This is a genomic window from [Clostridium] innocuum, from assembly GCA_012317185.1.
In the GTDB taxonomy this organism is placed as follows: domain Bacteria; phylum Bacillota_I; class Bacilli_A; order Erysipelotrichales; family Erysipelotrichaceae; genus Clostridium_AQ; species Clostridium_AQ innocuum.
This window is the reverse complement of record CP048838.1, coordinates 183,060-206,980: the sequence shown is the minus strand read 5'-3', so window position 1 is coordinate 206,980 and position 23,921 is coordinate 183,060. Positions and strand designations below refer to the sequence as shown.

General features: G+C 41.2%; 23 protein-coding genes. 6 read left to right on the top strand and 17 right to left on the bottom strand.

Translation table 11 applies throughout. The features are described from left to right. Positions 1–9 precede the first annotated feature (9 nt). Positions 10–2,700 carry a PRD domain-containing protein gene (locus G4D54_01025; GenBank protein ID QJA01091.1) on the bottom strand — a complete coding sequence of 897 codons (2,691 nt, stop codon included), beginning with the start codon at positions 2,698–2,700 and terminating at the stop codon, positions 10–12. 576 nt (positions 2,701–3,276) lie between these two features. Continuing rightward, positions 3,277–3,873: an RDD family protein gene (locus tag G4D54_01020; protein ID QJA01090.1), complete on the bottom strand. Its 597-nt coding sequence runs from the start codon at positions 3,871–3,873 to the stop codon at positions 3,277–3,279. Positions 3,874–4,256: 383 nt separating this feature from the next. Between G4D54_01020 and G4D54_01015 the strand changes: the two genes are divergently transcribed. Together G4D54_01015 and G4D54_01010 are read left to right on the top strand one after the other, a co-directional pair. Continuing rightward, a complete protein-coding gene (locus G4D54_01015; protein ID QJA01089.1) occupies positions 4,257–5,216 on the top strand; it encodes an Rpn family recombination-promoting nuclease/putative transposase in 960 nt (319 codons plus the stop codon). Between the two features lie 188 nt (positions 5,217–5,404). After that, entirely contained in the window at positions 5,405–6,172 is a 768-nt protein-coding gene (locus G4D54_01010; protein ID QJA01088.1) for a sulfite exporter TauE/SafE family protein, read from the top strand. 151 nt (positions 6,173–6,323) lie between these two features. Here the strand turns inward: G4D54_01010 and G4D54_01005 are convergent, their stop codons facing one another. Both G4D54_01005 and G4D54_01000 read right to left on the bottom strand, forming a co-directional pair. Further along, on the bottom strand, positions 6,324–7,313 hold the full coding sequence (locus G4D54_01005; protein ID QJA01087.1) for a D-2-hydroxyacid dehydrogenase: 990 nt from the start codon (positions 7,311–7,313) through the stop codon (positions 6,324–6,326). Beyond that, positions 7,300–7,764, bottom strand: coding sequence for a hypothetical protein (locus G4D54_01000; GenBank protein QJA01086.1), 465 nt, complete (start codon positions 7,762–7,764; stop codon positions 7,300–7,302). The genes G4D54_01005 and G4D54_01000 overlap by 14 nt, the downstream gene beginning before the upstream one ends. 138 nt (positions 7,765–7,902) lie before the next feature. Between G4D54_01000 and G4D54_00995 the strand changes: the two genes are divergently transcribed. Both G4D54_00995 and G4D54_00990 read left to right on the top strand, forming a co-directional pair. Next, positions 7,903–8,847 (top strand): AEC family transporter, encoded by a 945-nt coding sequence (locus G4D54_00995; GenBank protein ID QJA01085.1) that lies wholly within the window; start codon positions 7,903–7,905, stop codon positions 8,845–8,847. 11 nt (positions 8,848–8,858) lie between these two features. Beyond that, positions 8,859–9,986, top strand: a complete 1,128-nt coding sequence (locus G4D54_00990; GenBank protein QJA01084.1) for a beta-aspartyl-peptidase — start codon at positions 8,859–8,861, stop codon at positions 9,984–9,986. Positions 9,987–10,431: 445 nt separating this feature from the next. Here G4D54_00990 and G4D54_00985 read toward each other — a convergent pair whose 3' ends face one another. Beyond that, on the bottom strand, positions 10,432–11,529 hold the full coding sequence (locus G4D54_00985; GenBank protein ID QJA01083.1) for a methionine adenosyltransferase: 1,098 nt from the start codon (positions 11,527–11,529) through the stop codon (positions 10,432–10,434). 243 nt (positions 11,530–11,772) lie between these two features. Beyond that, a complete protein-coding gene (locus G4D54_00980) occupies positions 11,773–11,970 on the bottom strand; it encodes a hypothetical protein (GenBank protein ID QJA01082.1) in 198 nt (65 codons plus the stop codon). A 482-nt stretch (positions 11,971–12,452) separates the two neighbouring features. On the opposite strand from G4D54_00980, the gene G4D54_00975 reads away from it, so the two are divergent. Continuing rightward, on the top strand, positions 12,453–13,919 hold the full coding sequence (locus G4D54_00975; protein ID QJA01081.1) for a sodium-dependent transporter: 1,467 nt from the start codon (positions 12,453–12,455) through the stop codon (positions 13,917–13,919). Positions 13,920–14,021: 102 nt separating this feature from the next. On the opposite strand, the gene G4D54_00970 is transcribed toward G4D54_00975, so the two are convergent. The 10 genes from G4D54_00970 to G4D54_00925 all read right to left on the bottom strand — a co-directional run bounded on the left by G4D54_00970 (position 14,022) and on the right by G4D54_00925 (position 21,899). Further along, on the bottom strand, positions 14,022–14,804 hold the full coding sequence (locus G4D54_00970) for an HAD family phosphatase (GenBank protein QJA05130.1): 783 nt from the start codon (positions 14,802–14,804) through the stop codon (positions 14,022–14,024). Positions 14,805–15,221: 417 nt separating this feature from the next. Then, entirely contained in the window at positions 15,222–16,109 is an 888-nt protein-coding gene (gene dapA, locus G4D54_00965; GenBank protein QJA01080.1) for a 4-hydroxy-tetrahydrodipicolinate synthase, read from the bottom strand. Then, positions 16,102–16,722 (bottom strand): SIS domain-containing protein, encoded by a 621-nt coding sequence (locus G4D54_00960; GenBank protein ID QJA01079.1) that lies wholly within the window; start codon positions 16,720–16,722, stop codon positions 16,102–16,104. Before G4D54_00960 ends, dapA (G4D54_00965) begins: the two co-directional genes overlap by 8 nt. 8 nt (positions 16,723–16,730) lie before the next feature. Beyond that, the gene (locus tag G4D54_00955; protein QJA01078.1) at positions 16,731–17,663 is read right to left on the bottom strand and encodes a phosphoglycerate dehydrogenase; all 933 of its coding nucleotides are present in this window, start codon (positions 17,661–17,663) and stop codon (positions 16,731–16,733) included. A gap of 16 nt (positions 17,664–17,679) precedes the next feature. Then, positions 17,680–18,063 (bottom strand): PTS glucitol/sorbitol transporter subunit IIA, encoded by a 384-nt coding sequence (locus tag G4D54_00950; protein ID QJA01077.1) that lies wholly within the window; start codon positions 18,061–18,063, stop codon positions 17,680–17,682. Positions 18,064–18,069: 6 nt separating this feature from the next. Continuing rightward, positions 18,070–18,444 (bottom strand): PTS sorbose transporter subunit IIB, encoded by a 375-nt coding sequence (locus G4D54_00945; protein ID QJA01076.1) that lies wholly within the window; start codon positions 18,442–18,444, stop codon positions 18,070–18,072. 87 nt (positions 18,445–18,531) lie between these two features. Beyond that, entirely contained in the window at positions 18,532–19,080 is a 549-nt protein-coding gene (locus tag G4D54_00940; GenBank protein QJA01075.1) for a PTS glucitol/sorbitol transporter subunit IIB, read from the bottom strand. A gap of 20 nt (positions 19,081–19,100) precedes the next feature. Then, positions 19,101–19,640, bottom strand: a complete 540-nt coding sequence (locus G4D54_00935) for a PTS sorbitol transporter subunit IIC (GenBank protein ID QJA01074.1) — start codon at positions 19,638–19,640, stop codon at positions 19,101–19,103. 13 nt (positions 19,641–19,653) lie between these two features. Further along, on the bottom strand, positions 19,654–20,049 hold the full coding sequence (locus G4D54_00930; protein ID QJA01073.1) for a transcriptional regulator: 396 nt from the start codon (positions 20,047–20,049) through the stop codon (positions 19,654–19,656). Beyond that, positions 20,046–21,899, bottom strand: a complete 1,854-nt coding sequence (locus G4D54_00925; GenBank protein ID QJA01072.1) for a PRD domain-containing protein — start codon at positions 21,897–21,899, stop codon at positions 20,046–20,048. Before G4D54_00925 ends, G4D54_00930 begins: the two co-directional genes overlap by 4 nt. A gap of 143 nt (positions 21,900–22,042) precedes the next feature. Here G4D54_00925 and G4D54_00920 point away from each other — a divergent pair, with 143 nt between their 5' ends. Beyond that, positions 22,043–22,843, top strand: a complete 801-nt coding sequence (locus G4D54_00920) for a ChbG/HpnK family deacetylase (protein ID QJA01071.1) — start codon at positions 22,043–22,045, stop codon at positions 22,841–22,843. A 183-nt stretch (positions 22,844–23,026) separates the two neighbouring features. Here the strand turns inward: G4D54_00920 and dapA (G4D54_00915) are convergent, their stop codons facing one another. Further along, positions 23,027–23,914 (bottom strand): 4-hydroxy-tetrahydrodipicolinate synthase, encoded by an 888-nt coding sequence (gene dapA / locus G4D54_00915; protein QJA01070.1) that lies wholly within the window; start codon positions 23,912–23,914, stop codon positions 23,027–23,029. Positions 23,915–23,921 lie beyond the last annotated feature (7 nt).

The following is a 23,921-nucleotide window of genomic DNA, read 5'->3' as shown; positions in this document are numbered from 1 at the left end:
TCTCCTTTCCTATTCATCACTATAAACCTCTTTATCATTTCCATTCAGAATGTGCATATAATCATAGATATATGCTATCTCACTGCAGGGAATCTCTATTCCATAATGCTGTGAAAGCTCCTGAAATGCTATTCTCATATGATGTATGAAATCCTTTTGTTCAACCTCGAATTTCTGCAAATCGGGATACGTTTTCACCGGTATGCGTTTTACCATGCGCTCTACAAAGCAGCAGATATGCACGTACAGACCTATCAGAATTTTCGGATCGATTTTCGAAGACTGCTCACGCTCAAGCAGATGTATTGATTTTTCAACGATATCCAGCAAGGCCCTTGGATTTAGAATGGTTAAAGATTCAATGACATTGATCAATGAAAAATTCTTTAGTAGATCATCGTTAAACTGCTGTATTTCATCATCTCCCATATAATTTCTGAATATATCATTGATACGGCGTATTGCACGCAGATTGATAATATCTCCCAAATCGATGAAATCAGATCCCGCAAGCTTTGGATCCATTGTTCCTGCGACAAACAGAATATCATAGGAACCCGATATTTCCTCCTGCGTCTGTTCATTCAGAATCTGATAATAATCATATGATATCAGCTGGATCGGTATCGTTTTGGGAATACTGTCCTGGAACAGAGCTTTTATCTTCTCAGCAGTAGACATTCCGCTTTCGCTTGTAAAGATAATTGCTTTTTTCTTCGCCTTTTTTTGAATAAAGTTATACGTACAAACCGTTTGTTTACTCGCTTCCTGCAGGATTTCCTGAATATTTCTTTTCTGAAGGATACCATATCCGATATGCAGAGCCATAGAGGTCGTCGTATTGTTTATGATACCGATATTGATATCATAACGATTTCTGATTTTATTGCCTATCAGCTCCAGAGATCCCATATCCACCAGAATCAACGCATTATCCAAAAACTGTTTTTCATTCAGATAGGTATCAATTTTCTTTACGATTTCATCCACCTGTACATCCAGAGGCATATCAAATGCCACATAGACCTGCTCTGCCAGCAATGCATTTGCGGCATTCGCAATACTGGAAGCAGTTGAATAACCATGACAGATGATTAAGCCTACTGCATAATCATTGTCAAATGCTGTTTGATCGTACTTTAAATTCAGAATCATAAGCAGCTTCAGGAAGGCATTGGTTTCTATGGAAAATGTCTTATGCAGCAAAAATTCCACTTCGCTGTAAACCTGATATTCCTTTGATTCAACATCATACAGCATTGTGAGCAGTGTTTTGATTCTTTCCTCATACCGCTCCATAAATTCATAGAATATCTGATATTCAATCGACTGGCAATATAAAGAAAATACCATCAGATTCTGCATATTGTTGCTGAAGGAAATATTTGAGCGTGAGTGACAGATATCGGTGACACTTTGGATGATTGCTTTATACTGCTCCAAGCTCTTCTGGAACTTTGGCAGGCGGAAAATAATATGATCATTAAACTTTTCGACCGCCGCATACAGCCTCTTCCCGGATTTTGATGCCGTATCATAATAATATTCCTCGGCATACCGCAGGATATCATAAAACAGCTCCTTTGTGATTCCATGGTATATCAGCTGATATTCCTCCAGAAGATAGGCATGCTCCTTATCATAAACGCTCACCCTGTATTTTAATTCACTTGGAATACAGGATACATCCAGACAGATATGCTCTTCCTTTTTCTCATAAGCATGGAAGAAGGATCGCACAATCGCACTTTGCAGTTGTTCTATGCTGTCTTCAAAATCCTGTGCAATCATCAGCTCCATGAAGTAATCTGTAATCTTCAAGCCCTTTTGAACCTTTTTTGATTCTTCCCGTATGAAATGCAGAATCAGTGATTCCTTTTCATAGATTGTCCGCTCTTTCAGTGATGGTATCGTTACAATCGTCAAAAGGCGTCCCAGCAACTGTTGTGTAAACGTCATTTCAAGCTGCTGATTACAAAGAAAGATCAGCTTTGCCTTCGGCCCATTCAGTGTCGCACCCTCATCTATATAGTCTGCCAGTGCATTCTGAATGTTTTTTCCTGCATTTCGAAAGCTGTTAAATACAATATACTCATACTTTGAATTCTTTAATATCCCTGTTTCATTGCTCTTTTCATCATTCTTTCCAAACAGCAATGTAAAGAGCTCAGGCTCCTCGATGGTATCACAGGATATGTAGGTATATTCTGCATTTTCACTGATCAGCCGTTCTGCCTGACAGTATGCATATATCTGTCTGCTCAGAAACCGTTTTCCAGAACCCGGCTTTCCGCAAAGTACAATTGGAAGTCCGTGTGGTGGATAGTGCAGTGCCTTTTTAATATTTTCGATACTACTTCTTAAGCTGTAATCACTCCCTATCACATTTGTAAATTTTGAAACACCCATATGCAGCAGCTCTTCCAGATCTTCAACGGTATCATATTCACTTCGCAGTGATTTTCCGCGAATGCGGCTACGTAATATATCCTTATGCAAATACAGTACCGGTCTTTCATTTACCTTAATCAATTCCCCTTCTTTGTACAAATCGTTTAAGTAATGACTCGACAGACTCCGGCTGATCATAAACTTATCTGCAATATATGCGGAAGAATAATGATGCCTGTTTTTTCTTTTTAGATATGCAGTTTCATCCATCAGATAGTCCAGAATTAATTTCTTTGTTCCACTATACATATACTGTGTTTCCTCCTCATAAGGTCCTAGGTCTTATGCACCTTTATTTTATTCTCTGAGATGCTTAAAAAATTAAATTTCCAAAAGAATTGCCATACAGAAATTAGAATTATTCAAATACATAATGTTTTACACACTTCTTGCCCGATTTTAAACACTATTCCAATCTATGACAGCTCTACACTTCTCAGAAAATACAATTCTCTCATGCACAAAGTATATCAAAGAAAGCTGATGATAGCCATGCATCGCTTCTTCCATATTTTTCATGGGAGCCAGTTAACCTTAGCGTGTCAATTTACACTTTTAATATAGTAAGTGCATAATTCCGGGAACAGTATGGTAACTTAATCTCTCTTTTTAAAAGAATCCGGAATGCCGGCATATTATACGGATTATGCAGCTTTTTATATCTCTTCATTCATACTGGCTAGCTGGTCAAATTTCGTTGTTATTTAAATAACTTCACCATGAACTTCATACGCTTTGCCAAAGATGCTTCATATATGAATTTATTCCTTGCCTTGACAAATAAAAAAACAGACCTCATGGAAGTCTGCTTATAAATAACTTTCATTATTTCTCAATCGCGACTACCTTTGTATCTGCCAGGTAGTCATGAATCATTCTTCTGGATTTCTTTTTCATTGCGATATAGATAGACAACAAGCAGATGACACCACTTGCTACACCAAGAACCAGCGTCAGATCATATCCCGCTGCCAATGATAACAGCTGACAAACGTAGCTGCCCCCGGGAATCAGACAGCCTTCCAGAATTATACAACCTAAAATTTGCCGTTTACATAATGATTTCAAATCAATATCACTTCCATCCCGCTTAACGATTTTCATGTCCATGAATTTCTTTCCACATGTCTGACCGTTATGACGATAAGGATAAATCACATAATATGCGATGCAGAACAGCAGGCTGAGTATACCTGCCACCCAGCCATAAGGCTGATCAAATGCAAGCAGATTTTGGTTGACCTCCTGTGTTTTAGTTAAAGCCATATAAAATATGACAGTAGGAAATGCAGTAATCAGTGAGCCAGCTATCCAATCAATCCCCCATGCTACTGCACGATTTGTCATGTCCACATTACATGCTTCATTATCTAGTTTTGAAAACAGTCGAAAATACCATTTCAGCTTTACTGTATCTTCCATATGCCCTATCTCCTTTAAACATCACGTTTTCCAGTGGTCTATACCACTCAACAACCATAGTATAACACACATGAAAGCGCATTCCAAGTATTTTTCTATATAAATATCATTCCTTCATTGATGCAACAGCAAAATTTACTGTTGGAAGTTCTGAGTGAATTAAGTGCGGATTATGAAATCTTACATCACATAACGATACAGGCGGTATACAGGGCTCTGCTGTAACGGAGATACAACAAACTCTCCTGGTATCTATGAAAAAACCCTTATTATGAGAATATATTAAAAAAATCAAGAATATGTGGATTTTTTAGGAATTTCATACCTTCTTAACGTATAGAAGTATGTAAGTGATGATGAGCTTACAGAAGGAGGTTTTCGTCATGGAAAATACGAAAGCAAATACTGTATTAAATTACTGCAATGATGTATTCTTCAAGTACACACTATCACGTGAGGATGAAGGATCTGTGTACGCCCGCAACACCATTATTGAACGTGTTACCGGAATTAAGGTAAAGGAAAGCACTGTACAGAATCCGAATCTGGATCCCGGAACAATCGGGAAGAAACGCATTATTCTGGATGTTCATGTGAAGGATGAGAAAGGTCGTTTTTTTAACCTGGAAATGCAGACTACCTATGCAGGAGTAGCGGAAATGATGCGCTTTGAATTTTATGGGGCCAGAGCATTGAACAACCAGCTGGATAGCAGTGAAAAGTACAAGGATTTAAAGCCGGTATATCAGATTATTTTCATTGAAAAATGCGCATGGAATAATAAAAATCTGATCAATCACTATCAGATGCGCAATGAGCAGGGGGAAGATGAGAGTAAACACCCACTGATTAGAAGAACCTACGTCCATCTGCCCGTTATCAATGAAATCGCTAAGAAAAAGGCCATTCAGCAGATGGATGACTTTGAACAGCAGTGCTTCCTGTTTGAAAACAATGCGAAAAATGATATACTGGAATCAAAGGAAAGGCTGGTGAAGGTATTCATGGACAAGTACGAGGAAATGCAGAAGGATGATGAGCTGTGGTCAACCGCAATGGCGATTCAGATGGGAGAGGCACGTTATCGCTACGGCTTGGAGGACAGCTTTGAGGAGGGAATGAAAGAAGGTATCATAAAAGGGAAAGCAGAAGGTAAGCTTGAAGGAGAGAGACAACTCTTACATAGGCTCATGGAAGCCAAATTTCAGGAAGACTGTACAGCATGGCTACAGTCATTAACCGAGGATCAACTGCATATCGTATCCAATCTGCTTTTGGAATGTGATACCTTAGAGGAATTGAAGAATCGTATAAAAGCAATACTAAATAATACATCAAAATAAAGGAAACTGTTTACAAAAGCACGATAAAACCATCCTTTGATAAAAAGGGTGGTTTTATCTTTTTCAAAAAAGTCGCACGAATCATAAGGAAGCATATAGATTTGAATTGATGTAAAATTATTTGCATCCCCTTTTTTGCAGGAGTATAATGATATTCATACATTATGAACAAAAAAGGAGTTATGTTTATGCTATATACCTTTGTAATCTGCTTCATTGCCGGCATTGGCGCAGGGCTTGGCACAGGCTTTGCAGGGATGAGTGCCGCAGCTGTCATATCCCCGATGCTAATTACGTTCCTGCATATGGAACCCTATATGGCTGTGGGAATTGCCCTGGCAAGTGATGTGCTGGCCAGCGCTGTTTCCGCTTATACATATGGCAGACACGGAAATCTGGATATCCGCAACGGTCTTATTATGATGATATTCGTACTTATCTTCACACTTGTTGGCAGCTATGTATCGAGTCTGGTTCCGGGAACAGCAATGGGCAGATTCTCCACCTTTATGACACTGCTGCTTGGAATTAAATTCATCGTACGTCCGGTGATGACAACAAAAAGCAGTATGGAGCATACCGATCCGAAAAAAAGACTTATGCAATCCATGGTGTCCGGAGCGATGGTCGGCTTTATCTGCGGATTCATCGGAGCAGGCGGCGGTATGATGATGCTGCTGATTCTGACCAGCGTACTTGGCTATGAATTGAAAACAGCGGTTGGTACCAGCGTATTTATCATGACCTTCACCGCATTTACCGGTGCTGTCAGTCACTTTACCATTGGAGGTATGCCGGATATGACAGCTCTGATTCTCTGCATCGCCTCTACCCTGCTTTGGGCAAGAATTGCAGCTAGATTTGCCAATAAGGCCAGCGCCAAAACACTGAATCGGGCTACCGGAGTTGTGCTTACAGTGCTCGGTATCGCTATTCTGGCAGTTAATTATCTGTAGCCAGGCCTACAGATCAGCCGTATCTCACGCATTTCTTAACGACTAAAAGGGATGAAACTGTGTCTGAACTTATATAGATCTGTTTCTCCCTTTTTACATGCAGCAAGTGTATCGAAATATAGAAATGCTTCTTCGAAACTTAAGCGCTGAATTATTTTTCCATATAATCGACAGTATGCACACGGTATCCCTGCTTTCGGTCAACGACATTCTTCAGTGCCTTGTTTTCCAATAATGCCTGCAGGTTATAAAGTGCAATTTCTGTAAAGCGATAAAAGGATTCCTTCAGCTGGAAGGTGCCGGAAATATGAGGTGTGATGATGACATTCGGCTGCTTCCAGAGCGGATGCTCCTTTGCAAGAGGCTCGCAGTCACATACATCAAGAACAGCACCAGATAGCTGTTTACGCTGTATAGCCTGCAGGAATTCATTTGTATTCAAAGCATCCCCTCTTCCTACATTGGCAAGAATCGCAGTTTTTTTCATACAGGCAAGCTGCTCACTGCCAAAGCATCCGCGAGTCCTTTCTGTACTCGGAAGTGCCAGTACCACCACATCAGCATGCGGAAGCAGATTGCACATTTCTTCCATAGTATGCAGTTCATCAAAATAAGGAACACTCTCCTGTATCCGCCGGCGAATTCCTATGGTATGTGCCCCCATTGCTTTCACTCTTTTCGCAAATTCCTGTCCCAGATCACCGGTTCCTGCTATCAAAACCGTAGATCCGTATATCGACTGTACAGGTCCTTCCATATGCCAGTACGCCTGCTCCTGATTGCGTATATACAGATTCATATTCCGCATCAGCATTAAAATTGTACAAATCAGATATTCACTGATCGCCAGTCCAAAGCTACCGGAGGCATTGCACAGCTGACAATCCTTCGCAAGCAAACCATCTGCTGTATACTGCTCACTGCCAGCACAATCCAGCTGCAGCAGCCGCAGTTTCCGTGCATAGCCTAAAAACTCGACCGGCACTCTGCCAATAATGACATCTGCTTCTTTTACCATAGCAGCACTCACGCTCGTTCTATCAGCACATGTGACAATATAGCTGTCCGGTATGCGGGCGAGCTGTTCTCTTTCAAAGCCGGATAGCTCCAGCAAATGCAGCTTATCCCTACTCATCTTCATGCAGCAGCACTCTTCTTGAAATATCGGAAAGCAGATAAATCTGGTCAAAAACCTCTTCCATTTTTTCATTCAGCTCATCCAGAATTTCTCCGTCTACATTATAATTTAAAAAGGCATTTTCGATTTCCTCCGTCAGCTGCAGTCCCTTGTTGGAAATTTCCAGAAACTTTATGAAATTGGTACTGTTTGCTGCATTTTGGAACTTCTCAACATCATGCTTGATGAAGGACAGCACCTCATATTCATTGGAGAACTTGCCATGTACCATGGAATACGGGCGCATCCTCTGCAGAAAATACTTCCCTTCCCGTGTAATATTGAAGACATAGGATATCCGCATATCCTCCTTCAAATCAAAATTAACCAGATACATCTGTGAGTCCAGCTTCTGAATCTTTGTTGCATTCATTTCCTCCAGCTTTTCCTGAATCAGCTCTTCATTCATATACATAATCAGCCCTCATTTCCATTTGTTCACTTTATCATGATCCTTACCTTCAGTATATCACAAACCAAATGCTTCTCCTTATAAAATCTTGCGTTCCTTTTTTTAAATTTCGATGTATAATAGAAAGCTGAGGGATATATAATGGAAAATTTAATATTTTGTCTGAATGCCACGATTCCGGTATTCATAACAATGATTTTTGGTTACTTCTTTAAAAGAATACACCTGTTTGATGCAGCCTTCCTTTCAAAAATGAATAAATTTGTATTTGTTGCAGCATTGCCAGTCCTGCTGTTTGAGGATATCAGCACCACAGACCTTAGAAAAGCGTGGGATACATCCTTTGTCATCTTCTGCTTTCTGGCAACACTGCTGTCCATACTCTTTTCGATTGCTGTATCCTATCGATTAAAGGATCGAAGTATTCAGGGAGAATTTGTACAGGCAAGCTATCGCAGCAGTGCCGCAATTCTGGGCATCGCCTTTATTCAAAATATTTATGGAAATTCAGGAATGGCTCCGCTTATGATTGTTGCGACTGTTCCTTTATATAATATTATCGCTGTCATTGTGCTGTCGCTCATGAAGCCAAAGCGTGGCATATTGCGAAAAGAGCTTATTTTACAAACAGGTAGAGATATACTTTGCAATCCGATTATTCTGGGAATTGGTGCCGGAATGCTATGGTCCCTGCTCCGAATCCCGCAGCCTGTCATACTGCAGAAGTCACTGCATAATCTGGGAGCCCTTGCGACACCGCTCGGTCTGATGGCGATGGGAGGTTCCTTTGAATTTCACGATCTCTATGCCAAACGAAAGCCTGCCCTGATCTGTAGCTTCATGAAGCTGATTCTATTTGTTGCGATTTTTCTACCGATTGCAGTTTCTTTAGGTTTTATAAATGATAAGCTGGTGGCAATTCTTGTCATGCTTGGTTCTGCCACGACGGTAAGCTGTTATATCATGGCGCGAAATATGGGTCATGAGGGAACGCTGTCCAGCAGTGTTGTCATGATGACGACGCTTGGAAGTGCATTTACATTGACGATGTGGCTGTATATATTAAAAAGCCTGGGAACCCTATAGGAGGAAACGATATGCAACTGATTAAACATGTACATATATTTGCGCCACAGGATCTGGGGATACAGGATATTCTCATTTCAGAAGGACACATTGCCCATATAGCACCTCACATAGAAACGGCTCCCTATATGGAAATCACTGACGGCAGTGGAAAACAACTGACACCGGGACTGATTGACCGTCATGTTCATGTAAGCGGAGGAGGGGGAGAAGGCGGCTTTGCGACAAGGACGCCGGAAATCCAGTTATCCGCTCTCATACAGGCAGGTATCACCACGGTGGTTGGTTTACTTGGGACTGACGGTGTGACGCGCAGTGTTGAGGATTTGATTGCCAAGGTCAAAGCTCTTAACAGTGAAGGTATCTCCGCCTACGCCATGACAGGCTCCTATGCTTATCCGAGTACGACAATTACAGGCTCAGTAAAAAAAGATATCCTGTTTATAGACGAAATCCTTGGTGTCAAGCTTGCATTAAGTGATCATAGAAGCTCACATATATCATTTGAGGAATTTCTCAGACTGGCCAGTGAAGTCAGGACAGCCGGTATGCTCTCAGGAAAGCCGGGTTGTATGACACTGCATATGGGTGATGAAGCTGACGACCTTGCCTATGTCATGAAAGCCGTGAAAAACACAGGACTTCCCTGCACCATGTTTCACCCGACCCATGTCACAAGAAATGAACAGCTGTTTCAAAAAGCCCTGCAGCTTTTATATATGGGTGGTACCATAGATATAACCTGTGAGGAGCATGAGGGATGTGCTTCCTGGATCAAGCAGGCGAACCCAAAGGATTATGGAAGAATCACCTTAAGCTCTGACGGACAGGGGAGCTGGTCAGACTATGATGAATATGGTAACCTTACCGCAATCGGTGTCTCCGATGTTTCTGTCCTCCTGCAAAATGTACAGGAAATGCTGCGGAATCAGGATTTTTCAATTACCGAGTGCATATCCTTCTCAACAGCGAATCCGGCCCGTGTATTGGGACTATATCCTGCAAAGGGCTGCATCTCTGTCGGAAGTAATGCTGATCTCTTGTTGTTTGATGATGACTGGCAGCTTCATGATGTAATGGCAAACGGACGCTGGTTCATGAAAAATCAAAAGCTTTTGAAGAAAGGAACCTTTGAGTAAACAGGCTGTTATTACTGTTAGAAAACAAACTGAGATATCCTAACAGGTCACGATCCTACGTTCCTATCACTGCTCACTTGCCAGGATTAAACAGATAAAGATAAGAAGAAATCAATATGTATTCCTATAGCTTTTTAAACATCATCTTACAAGCTTTTTATGAAACTGAATATAACAAAATTAGAAATATATACCTAATAACAGCCCATTAGAATAGCATCTTCATACAATCCCCATCCCTTTGTATACCCAGCATATGGCTTGCTTAGCATTCAGGGGTTTCTTATGGAACGCCGACAACATACAAAAAGCGTTGTGGCAAGTTCTATATACTAAGAAAAGGTATCCGCAAGGACAAAACGGTATGCTTCCTACCGTATGTCTTTCGATACCTTTTTTATATACAATTATTCCTTTGAAGCTCTTCTAAGGAAACTGTCAGCTTTTAATACTTCAAATCCTTTATCTTCTCCCAGCTGAATTCTTCTCTGCCGAAATGTCCATAGCAGGATGTTGCCTTGTAAATCGGACGGCAAAGCTTGAGTTCCTCAATGATATCCTTTACCTCAAAGCTGAAATTGCTGCGTATGATATCAAGAATCTCCTCATCACATTTGTTTCCTGTTCCAAAGGTATCTACCATAATGGATACCGGCTTCACCTTACCGATAGCATATGCAACCTGTACCTCACATTTACTTGCCAGCTGATGTGCCACAATATTCTTTGCGACATAACGGCAGTAATATGCTGCACTGCGGTCAACCTTGGATGGATCTTTACTGGAGAAGCAGCCACCGCCGATTCTTCCCATACCGCCATAGCTGTCCACAACGATTTTTCTTCCTGTTGTACCGCTGTCACCAAAGGAACCTCCCATGACAAAGCTTCCGCTTGGGTTGATCAGATAAATGGTATCCTCATCCAGCAGCTCATCCGGAATGACAGGCGTTATGACATCCTTCATAACGATATCGGCAATCTGCTGCTGTGATGCCTCTGCCACATGCTGTGTGGAAACGACAATCGTATCAATCCTCTTGATTTTATCATTTTCATATTCAACACTTACCTGTGTCTTGCCGTCCGGCAGCAGCAATGCATTTCCACGGCGGACATCGCTCAGACGTTTTGCCAGCTTATGTGCATATTCAATAGCGGCAGGCATGTAATTGTCTGTATCATCGCATGCATATCCGAACATAATTCCCTGATCTCCCGCACCGATCTCGCCATCATCCTGTACAACTGCGTGGTTGATTTCCGAAGACTGCTCGCGTACCTTCACAAGCACCTCATACTCCTCCGTATACCCGATTTCCCGAATAACCTCTTTTGCGATTTCCTCATACTCCAGCTTTGCCTTGGTATTAGCCTCACCGTAAATAAGTACGAAATCATCCTTAATCGTTGCCTCCACAGCCATTTTGCTGGCAGGGTCCTGACGCAGAGCCTCATCCAGAATACTGTCCGCAATGCGGTCACAAATTTTATCAGGATGTCCCTCAGTAATACTTTCTGATGTAAAAATGTAATTTTTCATTTCTCAAATCTCCTTTGCTTCTTATTAGAAAAATGCCTTCCCTAGCGTGAGAGAAGGCAAATCGTTATGTGATTGTTTCTCTTATCGCTGTTAGCAGTACCACCTTATATGATGCGTCATACAGGTTGGCGTGGGATCAAGCGAGCTAACTCTCTACCCCAACTCTTGATAAAAAGGCATCTATATTAAACCATAATATAAAACGCATTGCAATAGTAAAAAGAGATTCCGCATTGGAAATCTCTACATAAGATTGATGGAATAAATCTGTATGATTTTTTTATATACTTCCTGAAGACCAATTTGCCGGATCCAGTTATCCAGTTCAAATATATTCTCAGGTTCATTCTGTATATCCATGATATCAACAATTATACGATAAATTTCGTTATCTGTTACAGTCATGCCCACCCTCCCATTGAATATTGAGCAACTCCCCATGATAGCTCTCCTATATCATAACACAAAATTGATAATTACACCAATTTTTCGTTAATTTGATATGAAAAATTGTTACCTTACCAACAAGATAGCTAAAAAACCGAAGCAATATAGTAAAAAAATGATAATTACTTATATAAAAAGGAAAGACCTCTGTGGGAAAGGCAGAGATCTTCGTGAAAGAGAAAGGGCAACAGCTATTATGAAAAAGCTATTTATCAGGATGAGGAAACAAAACTGTCGCCGTTTAAGCAAACAGACATATCTTTGTCTGTACCTGTATCTTACACCTTTTATGTGAATACCTCGTGAAGCTGTCATGAAGGGTGTGTAAAGCTTTAAGCATGAGGCCTCTGCGGCTAGTATGATAACAGGAATTCTCATGTATGAATTTGTGTAAGTATATGAAAATCCTTTCATTTTTACATTGACTTTCCCAATCTCAGCTTATAAAATGTACAGGAAAGGTGTGTAGAAAGTATATGAAATCAAGAGAAAAGCTATCATCCAGACTGGGATTTATTCTGATATCCGCTGGATGTGCAGTCGGTCTTGGCAATGTATGGCGGTTTCCATATATTACAGGCCAATATGGAGGAGCAGCCTTTGTACTGCTCTATCTGGTTTTCCTGATACTGCTGGGATTACCGATTATGGTGATGGAATTCTCCGTGGGACGTGCCTCCCAGCGCTCCGCAGCGAAGTCCTTCGATTTGCTGGAGCCGGAAGGAACCAAGTGGCATCTTATAAAGTATGTCTGTATGGGAGGCAACTATCTGCTGATGATGTTTTATACAACAGTCGGTGGATGGATGATCAATTACTGTTTGAAAATGGCAAGTGGTACCTTTGAGGGTCTGCGAACAGAGCAGGTGGGTGAAACTTTCTCCAATATGCTTGCCAGTCCGGGACAAAATCTGTTCTGGATGATTGCAATTACGGTTATCGGCTTCTTTATTTGCAGCAGAGGTCTTCAAAACGGTGTGGAAAAGATGTCCAAATATATGATGTCCTGTCTGTTTATTGTCATGCTCGTTCTTGTGATTCGGGCAGTTACCCTGCCAAACGCTGTTGAAGGCTTAAAATTCTATCTGATTCCAGATTTTCAGAAAATGATGGCAAACGGCTTATGGGACGCCATATTCGCAGCTATGGGACAGGCGTTTTTCACTCTGAGTCTTGGAATCGGTGCTCTGGCAATCTTTGGAAGCTATATCGGAAAAGACCGCTCTTTGCTGGGTGAGAGTCTTAATGTCTGTATTCTGGATACCTGTGTGGCCTTTATAGCAGGTCTGATTATATTTCCTTCCTGCTTCTCCTTCAACGTTGCAGCAGACAGCGGTCCCGGTCTGGTGTTTGTTACACTGCCGAATGTATTTAATGCCATGTCTGGTGGAAGGTTATGGGGCTTTCTGTTCTTCCTGTTCATGTCTTTTGCAGCTGTCACGACCATTATTGCGGTATTTGAAAATATTGTGGCCTTCGCAATGGACAGCGGCTGGTCCAGGAAAAAAGCTGTTCGTGTAAACTTTATCCTGATTCTGCTTTTATCACTTCCCTGTGCATTCGGCTTCAATCTTCTTTCCTTTATAGAGCCGCTTGGGGATGGAAGTACCATACAGGATTTGGAGGATTTCATTGTATCCAATAATATGCTGCCGCTTGGATCCCTCATGTATCTGCTGTTTTGTACCTTCCGCTATGGTTGGGGTTGGAAAAATTTCACGGATGAGGCAAACAGCGGTGTAGGCTTTCAATTCCCTATGTGGGCGAGATTTTATGTTTCCTACATACTGCCTGTTGTTGTGATCTATATTTTCTTTCAGGGCTATATTGAGAAATTCGCAAAGCCGTGGAATATATTGATTCCATCGGTACTGCTTCTTCTGATGATCTATGTTCCTTTACAGGCATGGAGAAAGAAAAGAGCTAATAATAAGAATACATAAGCCTGCTCACAGAAGCAACGTGAGTAAGATATGAAAGGGGGTTCCTTAAAATTTAAAGGAACCTTTTTTACGGTTATTAAACTATTACCACCAGGAACGGATTTAATTTTCCTTCCTTAGCATATAGGATTGAATCGCTTCACCTACAGAATCCACCAGGTGATCGGCTGCTTCTTTTACCTTCTTAGGAGAAGCATGAAAGGTAAAGGATACATCTGCATCCTGCAGCATGGGGATATCATTGTAGGAATCTCCAATGCCATAGCAGCTGTCCAGATTCATAAGCTTTTTCAGCTTCAAAAGCGCCTTTCCCTTGGAACAGCCGTAAGGTACCACATCAACGAAATTCTGATTCTGGAATGCGGCACAGGTGTCCGGAAATTGCTTTTCAAGAGAACTGCATAACTGTTCTGCGGCTGCCTCGTCTGTCATGCGAAAGGATAATCCGTGTATTTGCTGCCCCTTTATTTCTTCTATATCGTGAATGACTGGAATATCTGTAAATGCTCTTGCTTTCTTATATGCATAGATGTTCCCGCCAGCCTGAATAGCGGTGCTTTCCACATCTTTCGTAAGCATACTGAGCCGCTTTGCAGTTTCAGGTAAAAGACAGCTTTCAAACAATATCCTTTGATTTCTGTCCAGTATCATTGCTCCGCTGCTTACGATATAAAAATCAGGATGCAGTCGCTTAGAAAGAAATGCTGTAATACCCCATAAAGGACGCCCGGTACAAAGACCGAACAGACAGCCCTGCTTCTGCAGCTGCCCGATTCCTGCTATATCCCCTTCACGATAGCTTTCTGCTGCATCATGCAGATACAGCGTTCCATCAAAATCACTCGCCAATGCCTTCATAATCTCACAACCCTTCATCTGCTTCATTGTAAGAGGAAAGTGTTTAACTGTCAACAAAGAAATAGGTTACTCTTCGCTCATACTGATAGAAGAAGAAAGCTGCTATATCTTAGGTTCTTTCTCGATTGTGAGTAAATATAAAACAGAGAGACTTCAACACTATTGTATTGTATTTATCAATAGAAGCTGAAGTCTCCCTTTTGCAAACAACCTAAAGAATGAAAGAAGCTGTTTTAAATATCATAGCTGAAATCGTGTATGCATGGCTGCGATAGTAAACAAAGCTCCCTTTCTTAACAAAAAAATGCTGAATATCAGCATTCCTTCTGTATTTCATATGCCTACAGCAAAAGGAATTCAATATCTATGGATGAACACCAATAGTTTGAATTCCTCTTTTCTTAAACCTTATTTAAGCATATTCCAAAAGGATACAGGTCTTTTTTATAATAAATGATAATGCTGCAGCATCTCTTTGATTTTCTCATCATCCTGTGCACTACATTCCAGTACCGGCTTTCTTGCCGGTCCGATTTCCGCAATCCCTGCCAGCTCTGCCGCACGCTTCATGACAACCGGTACCGTTCCCAGCTTCAATACGCCGCGCAGTACATCAATGTCCTTCTGCAGTTCCTCTGCTTTTTCTGTTTCTCCCTTACGCAGTGCCCTGTCCAGCTCCACCAGCACCTCCGTTATCACATTGGAGGTTCCTGCCACGGCACCGCTTGCCCCCAAAGCATAGCCATAGCTGATTTTGGAATCCGAACCGATCAGCAGATCAAAATCATCCCGCTTCGCAAGCTCTGCGTATGCTTTCAGATTTTCTTCCTTTCCGCTGCTGTCCTTGATACCGCGAATGTTTTCTACCTCTGCCAGACGTCCCACGACCTCTGCGCTTAAATTACAGCCTGTTGCCTTTGGGATGTTGTAGAGAATGATGGGAATACTTACACTTTCCGCAACCGCTGTAAAATGCTGTACCAGCTCTTCCTCTGTCGGTGTCAGAAAATACGGTGTGATGACACTCAGAGCATCCGCACCCAGCTCCTCCATCTTCTTTGACAGACGGATGGTTTCCTTTGTGCTGCATGCCCCTGTCCCTACATAGACCGGCACACGGTGGTCAACCATCCCGATCACCTTTTCGGCAAATTCTATTTTTTCCGCTTCCTCGATCACATGAAACTCTCCATTGCTTCCAAGGATGAAGATTCCCTTAACGCCCTTAGCGATCAAATGATCGATCAGCTGCTTTGTCGCTTCATAGTTGATACTCTGTTCCTCATCACGATGAAACGGTGTTACGATTGGTGTTATGATTCCGTCAAACATGACTACTCTCCTTCTCATTCCTGCATAATATACTCTTACCAAGACTTCCGCCCGGATGCCATTTCACATACTGGTTTAAATCCAGCTTCTTCGCTTCCTGCAAGACTACGCTCAGACATTGCAGGATGAGGATCTCCGACAGGATGGAAGCACGCGGCGGCTTGTTCAGCGCATCCCCTTCTTCATCCACATGCGCTACCAGACATACCTCCGACTGCTTTGCCAGCGTCGATTGCGGATTTCCTGTACAGCTGATGATGTGTGCTCCGTTTGCTATAAGTGTCTGTACGGTTGCCTCCAGTTCCATCGTTTCTCCGCTGTTGGATATGGCAATCACCACATCTCCTTTTTTCACCTGACCGCTGGATCCGTGAACGGCCTCTGTTCCATGCAGCTCATAGGCACTCGTTCCTGTGGAAGACAGCAAGGATGCGATATAGCCTGCCACATGCCCCGGCTTTCCGATTCCCGTGACATGGATCCGTCCTCCCTGCTTTTCACTTTCCATTATGATATGGGCTGCACGTTCAATGCTTTCCATATCCATATCTTCTATATTTTTCCCTAATTCCGATGTAATATTGCTCAGATATTCTTTTACACATTCTATCATATATTCACCTAGTTCCCTATCAGCTGTTCCAGTATGATGTCCATAGACATTGCACAGGTTCGCTGTTCACTTTCCATGCTTCTTGCGGCTGTGTGCGGCGTTAACAGGAAATTATCCAGTGTAAGCAGCTTATCATCTTCCCTTGGAGGTTCGCTGCTGTACACATCAAAGCATGCACTTCGTATCTCTTTCTTCTTCAATGCTTCATATAAAGCTTCCTCATCCACGATACCGCCGCGTGCTGCATTCAGCAGGCAGGCATCCTTCTTCATTTTTTTGAATTCCTCTGTGGAAATCATATTCCGTGTGGACTCCAGAAGCGGTACGTGTAAAGAGATATAATCACAGTCTGTAAGGATATCCTCCAGTGTGGAAATCTGTGCATGGTACTGCCTTGCGGTTTCCTCTGCGATTGCAAAGGCATCATAGGCATATACCTCCATGCCACAGCCGTAAGCATACTCGGCAAGATACTTGCCGATCATTCCAAAGCCGATGATTCCCAGCTTCTTTCCATAGATCTCTCTGCCTGTCGGTTTATTCCAGCCATGATGCTTCACATCCCTTACACTCGTATACAGATTCTTTGCTTCCATAAACATCATAGACAGTACATGCTCTGCAACGGAGCGGGAATTGCTTCCCACACAGCGTCCGACATGGATATTACGCTCTTTTGCATAATCCAGATCGATATTATCCGTTCCGACACCGAACTTGCAGACCGCCTTCAGATTCGGGCAGCCCTCCATCATTTCTCTGTCCATTTTATCCACACCGACGATAATGGCATCGGCATCCTTCGCCAGTGCTTTAAACTCCTCATGTGTATATGCCTTACCCGTGGCATTGTAATGTACCTCCAGACCCTTGGACTTCATTCGCTCCACCTGATCCAGACCGTAATTCGCAAACCCTCTCGGGGTTATCACTACTTTCATACCCCTTCTCCTCACTTTATGATTTATCCTGCATGCTGGCTGATTTTACAGCGATTATGGAATCCTTATGCAATTCATGTGTCAAAGGCTCTTTCAAATAAATACTACCTCCAAGGATTTCGCTTTCATCATACTGAAAATGCAAGGTAATATGACCAAGATTTTTGAAATTCTCATTAGCCACACTTCCTACTTCTTCAATCGTATATACATATCCGTCAATCAATAGTAAATCTCCCGACTGTATTTCTTCATAAAGCTCATGTGAATTTAAAATAAAGCAGTATTGACGGAGATCTTCCGGTGCCATATCTCCAAAGAAAAGTATCATATTTTCTTTTACAAAGCCTATAGCATCGGAACCAACTTCCTTCACCCTCGTATTTACTTTGAAATCCATAGGCACTTACTCCTCCAATAGCTGTATCTGATGATCTTTTGTAACTCCAGATACATATATTTCCGGAGTGATGAATTTAGCAAACGGCCCTGCTTTTCCCGTATTTCTAGTATTCACAGTTGGAATGCCTTTTTGCGGATAAACACCACAGCGCACAACACCTCCACAGTCTACGATTGCCACAGCTATCTCCTCATCCGGAACCTTCGTCTTAAATCCATTAACAGGAATCAAGCCTGTCAGTTCAACAATGCGCTTTAATATAGCCGGTTCATTTCCTCCAGTTATATACATCACTTTATTTTTTTTATCTGTAGGCTTAATCACTAACGGGCCGCCATAACCACCACTGCCCTTTGTAATTATAATCTGGTTCATCATTTCCTCCATTCTCTTGCTGTACGCAAGCATACATATTATTACTGCTCATTTTACAAAGCTTTATTTCTCTTATACGCTACAATCCTTTTAATACAAACCGATGGAAAGTAAATATCCTATAAGCACTCCCAGTGGACCGGTTACTACCCTTGCCATTAAAATAGACGGCACACCAATCTCAATCGTTTCAGGATCGGCATCCGCCAGACTTAATGCTACCGGAAGAAAATCCGCTGCGACCTGTGAGTTGATGGCAAACAGCGCAGGCAGAGAGAGCTGTGGTGAAATATTACCACTTCCGATTTCGGTACCGATAAGTACACCTACAACCTGTGCGATTACAGCTCCCGGTCCTAAGATAGGTGACAAAAACGGCATACTGCAAATAAACGATAATACGAACAAGCCCGGTAGTGTACCGGCAAGCGGTGTCAGAAAATGCGCGATGATATCTCCTATTCCTGAAGTAGAAATAATACCTACCAATGCTGATACAAAAATCATGAAGGGAAGCACTGTATGCAGAATCATATCGACAGTATCTCTTCCTGCTTGAAATAATACAGCAGTTACATTACCAAAGCCGTTACCAAACTTCGTTGCTATATTTGAAACCATATCTATAAATTTATTCATACACTCATTCAACCGCCTTTCTATTCCCCGTTATGCAACGCTTTCCGTTTTCTGTTCAACATCATTTTATATACCTTTTCTGTAATAATACCCCTGCATAAGCCCAACAGAATTCCAGCCAGCAAATAGCGTACAGCTAATTCCGTAGTCCCTAAGCCAAGCTTGGTTATACCCTGTGCCACACCGAGAAATACAAACAATTCAGCCGGGTTTGTGTGTGGAAATAATCCTGTAAACGGATGTCCCATACCTGTCAGAGAATCACAATATGCCGGTTTATATTTCTCATCCAATAGTTTTCCCATAGCAAAGTTGGTGGGTGAGCCCATTGTAAAGGTAAATACAATAGGCAGTAAAGAATAACGTATGAGCACACTCTTTCCTGCATATTTAGAAATCTTTGCAACCCGTTCCTCACCAATCAGAGCCATCAATGCGTTTAATACTGTGATAATAACCGCAAGCAGTGGTAATATCCCTGTGATATTTCCAACCAGCGTTTCCGCTCCGGCTTTAAATAACCCTATAAAGCCTTCCGCAAATTCAACAATTACATCCATAAATTCATCTCCTTTAACAATAATTCATAATATTCTCAGCAGCATTCTGCAGAGCACGAAACCCCTTTTCCCCTACTTTTCCTTTAAGATAATTCTTATGATGTTCAAGTTCTGCGATATCCACCTCCTCTTCCAAATTCACGCGCTTCATCCTAGCTGTTACAAGCAAACCGTCCAGCATATAGAATTCCTGTATCATGTTTCTATGATCTGTCACTAGAATCACAACAGGATTACAGCCAATTTTTTTCTTACGATTCATTCCAATGAAATATTCTCCCTTATATTTATCCGTTAATTCAAGATATTGCTTTGTTATATGCTTCATTTGCAGATATGACAAATAGAACTGCAGTAAATACGCAGCCACAAATAGTCCTGCTATCACCATTACATCCCGTGAACTCATAGATTACCTTCTTTCTCCAATTTCTCAATGACTGTTCTCAAATCGCTTCTTTGTTGTGAGGCTTCTGAAAACTGATTGATAATATCAAAAATATAGTCATAAATCTGAACGATTAGAAATTCCTTTCCATCGCGTACATTCTCCGGTATTCCAATTAAACAAATAAGCTGATACTGCTGCTTTTTCTTTGCGGAAAGATATAGCGTCATACTTAATAGATATTTATTCTGACCCTTTAGAATTGCATGCGGCATATAAGCTGATACATAGCTGAATTTTTTTTCATCCAATGTAAGTATGACATCTTTGAATTCCTTGTTGATAAGCTCCTGCTTGTAAAGATTTGCAAGTATATCAACGATATTCTGATTATATGCATGTATTCGATCATTCACTTCGATAATATTTTTATGATAGACAATATCACTGTTCGCAAGCAAGGTTCTCTGTTCTCCCTGATTTACAATATGTGCAATGTATTCTGAATCAAAAATATTAGATAAAAGTATAATCGGTATTCTGCTGTCTATGTATATAGGGTTAAGCGTGAAGATTGCATTTATTTCTTCCGGATTGAGTTCACTGATTTGCGACTCTTCTATTTCAATGAATTCACAGCCTTCATAAAACATGAGTCGAATGCGGTCCTCCACTAATTTCGAAATGGATCTCCCAGTGGAACGTACAACACCGAATTTTTTAGAAGCATTGTACTTCTTCTGTATCGCCATTTGGAAATACAATGCCAGATATGCGATTTCCTGTGCGTTGATATGTACCTGAAGCTTTTGTTCAAGCACATCGCATGCACTTTTTGAAATTTGATATGCAAATGGATAATTCGCTTCTATTTTCTCATCCATGGATACAGACGGCGGCATATGAAACAGGATGCGATTGATCATATAGGAGAGATGACTTTTAATTTCCTCATCTATGAAAACCTTATCCAGATAAAATTGATATTCCGTATAAATCCTATCCAGCATATTTTCCAGCATTTGATCCACTTCACTTTTTTCATTACGCGGTCTTTTTGTCGAACCAAGATAAAGAGGAAAGCACAGAAATTCAAAATCATAATCATTGATTTCAACCAATGCAGAAATACCGGCTTTTAATTCAACAAGTAGTGGATCCTCCTGATAGGAGCTGTGAAAATATGCTGTGGATTGCAGGATATGCTGATTGAAACCGCATCGTATTATCGTTATCTGAATCACTCTTTCGAATATTTCCTTTGTGTGCTGATCTATCATGAAATGATTGGCTATTTCTTCGATTAAATACAGAATTCTATTATGTAAACACACAGGATGAGCCTGACTGTCCCTATACAGCTGAAAGAAATGATTTAATATAAACAGCCTGATATTAGTTTCATTCCCATTGATTGTAATTCCCTTTTTTGTAATTCCTTTAATTGATAGCTGGTATGCGCTGATACTATGTTTTACAACGCTCATATCTTTGATCAAGGTACTTCTGCTGATAAATAAATCCTCAGCAAGTCGTTCAAGACTGACATACCCTTTCCCTTTATCCTTATATCGTATCAGTCTGTTAACAATCTGATTATAGCGCTCCTCTTTTATGTTTCTGTCCAGTATATTGTCTTTCTTATCCATAAGTGCAAAAAGCTTTTCCTTATCCTTAATTTCAGCTTTCACCACTTCTTTCTTTTTTTCAATACGAAGAATCCCGCGCATATTGTATTGTAAATCGTGTAGTGCTGCATCCAGTTCTTCTTTATTACAGCCTGTTTGATTCAGCAGCTGAAAATAACTGCACTTGTTCTGATTCGATAGTAGAAATTTTAATATCATATACTGGTTTCTAGTTATGACCATTCTGCAACACCGCCTTTCTTTGTGTCTTCATTATAGCCCGGTTACTCAGGCTTAATAGGTTCTACTTTTCATCAAAATTCATGTAAAAAGATATACTAATACCAATCAGCTTTTCTTTTATAATTCCTATAGGAGGTATGCGTATGAAAATAATTATAAATGCAGATGATCTGGGACTTACGAAAGAGTCCAATTATGGTATTCTAAAAGCTTTTGAACGGGGATATGTCACACAGACAACACTAATCGTTAATTCAAGAGGGAGCAGAGAGGGTGCGGCTATTGCACATAATTATGGTTTTCAAGACAAGACGGGACTTCATCTGAATTTGAGCGAGGGATTCCCTTTAACGGATGATATTAAGCAATATTCAAAATATGTAAAAAATGGTGAATTCTGTTATATACCTGAATTCATGAGGAAAGAGTCTTATACAAAATCTCCCCTTTATACATACAGAGATTCTGTCTCATCACCCGCATTTAAAAAGGAAGTCTTTGCATTACGAAAGGAATTGGAAGCGCAGATTCAAAGGTTCATAGCTTTTGGATTTACCTGCCGGCATATAGATTCACATTGTAATCAGCTTGTTGATCTCCCTGTCTGGCTTGCTGTCAGACCACTTTTACTCCGATATGGATTTACATCGATTCGCGGCATATATCATAGCTTTCTAAGTGACGACATATATAATCATATTTACGCTACCTGGCTGCAATCTGAATTACAGTCAACAGGTCTAAAGCATCTTTCTTATATTTCAAGTATCCCTAAATATTTGAAATATAAGCAGCGATTATCAGGTGAATCAATCATTGAGCTGTATGTACACCCAGTTCTTTTCGATGATGTTCTCATAGACAATTTTACAGGTGGTATCTCCTTAGATGATAATATTTCACAGCTTTCCACTTATAATCCATATACATATTTTCAATTATAAGTGTATATGAATCAATCTGATTGTAGATAATGCCTTTTTAAATTACAACTTGTAAATATTTCCAAATACACTTCAAACAAATCCTAAAAAAGGAATTCAATATCTATGGATGAACACCAATAGTTTGAATTCCTCTTTTCTTAAACCTTATTTAAGCATATCCCAAAAGGATACAGGTCTTTTTTATAATAAATGATAATGCTGCAGCATCTCTTTGATTTTCTCATCATCCTGTGCACTGCATTCCTGTACCGGCTTTCTTGCCGGTCCGATTTCCGCAATCCCTGCCAGCTCTGCCGCACGCTTCATGACAACCGGTACCGTTCCCAGCTTCAATACGCCGCGCAGTACATCAATGTCCTTCTGCAATTCCTCTGCTTTTTCTGTTTCTCCCTTACGCAGTGCCCTGTCCAGCTCCACCAGCACCTCCGTTATCACATTGGAGGTTCCTGCCACGGCACCGCTTGCCCCCAAAGCATAGCCATAGCTGATTTTGGAATCCGAACCGATCAGCAGATCAAAATCATCCCGCTTCGCAAGCTCTGCGTATGCCTTCAGATTTTCTTCCTTTCCGCTGCTGTCCTTGATACCGCGAATGTTTTCTACCTCTGCCAGACGTCCCACAACCTCTGCGCTTAAGTTACAGCCTGTTGCCTTTGGGATGTTGTAGAGAATGATGGGAATACTTACACTTTCCGCAACCGCTGTGAAATGCTGTACCAGCTCTTCCTCTGTCGGTGTCAGAAAATACGGTGTGATGACACTCAGAGCATCCGCACCCAGCTCCTCCATCTTCTTTGACAGACGGATGGTTTCCTTTGTGCTGCATGCCCCTGTCCCTACATAGACCGGCACACGGTGGTCAACCATCCCGATCACCTTTTCGGCAAATTCTATTTTTTCCGCTTCCTCGATCACATGAAACTCTCCATTGCTTCCAAGGATGAAGATTCCCTTAACGCCCTTAGCGATCAAATGATCGATCAGCTGCTTTGTCGCTTCATAGTTGATACTCTGTTCCTCATCACGATGAAACGGTGTTACGATTGGTGTTATAATACCGTCAAACATAAATATT